This window comes from Aeromonas simiae (genome assembly GCF_000820125.1).
In the GTDB taxonomy this organism is placed as follows: domain Bacteria; phylum Pseudomonadota; class Gammaproteobacteria; order Enterobacterales; family Aeromonadaceae; genus Aeromonas; species Aeromonas simiae.
On the sequence record NZ_CDBY01000072.1, the window covers coordinates 1 to 663 of the forward strand.

Genomic DNA, 663 nt, shown 5'->3' on the forward strand with positions numbered 1-663 from the left:
GGGGGGCGGCCACGTGCAACAAAAAATTCATCTTGGTGGCTATAATGGGAGGCCGGGCCGCCACCGGGCCCTTCTGGTCTCGACCACCTTTCAGGAGCATCATGAACAAACCCCAATACCTGCGTATCAAGGACGAACTGGGCAGCCAGATCCTGGCCGGTGGCCTGACCCGCCTCCCCTCCGAGCGCCAGCTGTGCGAGCTGTTTGCCACCACCCGAGTCACCATCCGCGAGGCACTGGTGCAGCTGGAGTCGAGCGGCCTCATCTATCGCGCCGACCGACGCGGCTGGTTTGTCACCCCGCCAAGGCTGCGCCTCAACCCGCGCCACACCAGCAACTTCCACCAGATAGTGCGCGAGCAGGGGGGCGTGCCGCGCACCGAGCTCATCGAAAAACGCGCCATCCCCGTCCCCCCCGGCTTGCGCGAGCGACTCGGGCTCAAGCCGCTCGACACCGTCTACCTGCTGCGCCGGCTGCGCTTCGCCGATGGCCGCGCCGTCTGCTACTGCGAGAACCACTGCCTGCCGACCCGGGTGCCGGGTCTGCTGGAGCTGGATCTTGCCGGCAGCCTGACCGAGATCTACCGCAAGCACTATGGCCTCGACTACGCCCGCATGCGCCTCACCTTCCACCCCACCGCCCTGCCCGACGAGGTGGCCCGCC

At 67.3% G+C, this 663-nt stretch carries 1 protein-coding gene; it reads left to right on the plus strand.

Going from position 1 to position 663, the window contains the following annotated elements; all coding sequences use genetic code 11:
* Positions 1-101: 101 nt before the first annotated feature.
* A partial coding sequence (locus BN1134_RS15445) for a UTRA domain-containing protein (RefSeq protein WP_052449513.1) occupies positions 102-663 on the plus strand: 562 nt, incomplete at its 3' end.